We start from the raw sequence: 1,952 nt of genomic DNA, 5'->3' as shown, positions 1-1,952 counted from the left end.
ACCGCCAGCGCGTCCTCGCGAACCTCCAGCGGCGCGCCAAGACCCTGGGATACGCCTTGGCGCCCGTTTCGCCTGAACCGGCTGTTTCTTAGGAACGGTCTTGGGCCGGTGCCCGCCTGTGCGGAGCAGCAACAGCGGTGGTAGTGTCGCAGGTGGAGGGCTGTTGCCGATAGCTTATTGGCGGCTTCGTCGCACGGGGACCCCGTTAAAAAACGTGGCACATGGGCCGATGCGGACTTGAGAGTGGTGACGCCGTTCGCGGCGATCCCGGTTGGGAAGATGACGGACTTGCATGGCCCACGCCCTCCGATCTGAACGGAGGACATTGACCATGACCAGGACACCAAAGGAAAAAGCGCGACAGGATCTAGAGCCGGTCAATCCGGGTGCGGCCGCCCTCGACATCGGCTCGACCATGCACATGGCGGCCGTGAACCCCGATGCGAGCGACATGCCCGTGCGGGCTTTCGGGACTTTCACGCAGGACCTGCACGACATGGCGGTCTGGTTCCGCAGTTGCGGCGTTACCAGCGTTGCGATGGAGTCGACCGGCGTCTACTGGATCCCGGCCTTCGAAATCCTCGAACAGCATGGGTTCGAGGTCATCCTCGTCAATGCGCGCTACGCTAGGAACGTGCCGGGGCGGAAGACCGATGTCAGCGATGCAGGCTGGTTGCGGCAGTTGCATTCCTATGGCCTCTTGCGCGGCAGCTTCCGCCCCGAGGCCGAGATTGCCACGCTGCGCGCCTATATGCGGCAACGTGAACGTCTGGTCGAATACGCGGCCGCCCATATCCAGCACATGCAGAAGGCCCTGATGGAGATGAACCTGCAGCTGCACCATGTGGTGTCGGACATCACCGGGGCCACCGGCATGCGGATCATCCGCGCCATCGTGGCTGGTGAGCGCGATCCGGCGGTGCTGGCCTCGTTTCGGGATGTGCGCTGCCGGTCGTCGATCGAAACGATCGAGGCCGCGCTGGTGGGCAACGACCGGGCGGAACACATCTTTGCCCTGACCCAGTCCTTGCAGATCTACGACCATTACCAGGACCGTATCGCAGAGTGCGACCGAGCGCTTGAGGCCGCCGTGACCGCGTTGACGATCAGGGCCGGGGGCGACCTGCCGCCGCTGCCGAAGGCGCGGGTCAAAAAGGGCAAGCAGGGCAACGCGGTATCTTTCGATGTGCGGGCAGCCCTCTATGGTGTCCTGGGCACCGACCTGACGCAGATCCATGGCATCGGCCCGTCGCTGGCGCTGAAACTGGTGGCCGAATGCGGCACCGATCTACGCGCCTGGCCGACGGCCAAGCACTTTACCTCGTGGCTGTGCCTTGCGCCGGGCAACAAGATTTCGGGCGGCAAGCTGTTGTCGTCGCGCACGCGACGCTCGTCGAACCGCGCCGCCGCCTTGCTGCGTCTCGCGGCCACCACGATCGGGCGTACCGAGACCGCGCTTGGCGCATTCTACAGGCGCTTGTCGGCGCGGGTCGGCAAGCAAAAGGCCGTGACCGCCACCGCCCGCAAGATCGCCGTGCTGTTCTATAACGCCGTTCGGTTCGGCATGACCTATCAGGACCCGGGCGCCGCCTACTATGAAGAGCGACACCGTCAACGGGTTCTGTCCAACCTTCAGCGCCGCGCCAAATCCTTCGGCTACGCCTTGGCGCCAATGCCCGAGGGTGCGGCTGTTTCTTAGGAAGCCACCCAGTTCTTCGCGAGCCAAAAGCCATGAGGTTTCGGTTTATCGAAGAACAGCGCGGCACCTTCCCGGTCGATCGGCTGTGCCGGGTGATGAATGTCAGCCCCCGCGGGTTGCGTGCCTTCCGCAGCCGTCCTGCCAGCCGCAGGCAGCACACGGACATGGTGGTTCTGGCCCATATCAAGGAGCAGTCGCGCCTAAGCCTGGGCAGCTATGGTCGGCCGAGAATGACCGAGGAGTTGAAGGAAGT

The 1,952-nt window shown here is 64.2% G+C and carries 1 protein-coding gene and 1 pseudogene; both read left to right on the top strand.

Annotated elements, in window-relative coordinates:
• Positions 1 to 331: 331 nt before the first annotated feature.
• Positions 332 to 1,699 carry an IS110 family RNA-guided transposase gene (locus EV656_RS16400; RefSeq protein WP_132605862.1) on the top strand — a complete coding sequence of 456 codons (1,368 nt, stop codon included), beginning with the start codon at positions 332 to 334 and terminating at the stop codon, positions 1,697 to 1,699.
• 2 nt (positions 1,700 to 1,701) lie between these two features.
• Positions 1,702 to 1,952: pseudogene (locus tag EV656_RS16395) on the top strand (IS3 family transposase); the annotation flags it as partial.

Origin of the sequence: Rhodovulum adriaticum, from assembly GCF_004345735.1 — a bacterium.
Classification (GTDB): Bacteria; Pseudomonadota; Alphaproteobacteria; order Rhodobacterales; family Rhodobacteraceae; genus Rhodovulum; species Rhodovulum adriaticum.
This window is presented reverse-complemented; position numbering and strand designations above follow the sequence as displayed.

Bases quoted from the DNA above. Each gene is read 5' to 3' on its own strand.
- EV656_RS16400 (WP_132605862.1), top strand. From the start codon at position 332: ATGACCAGGACACCAAAGGAAAAAGCGCGACAGGATCTAGAGCCGGTC.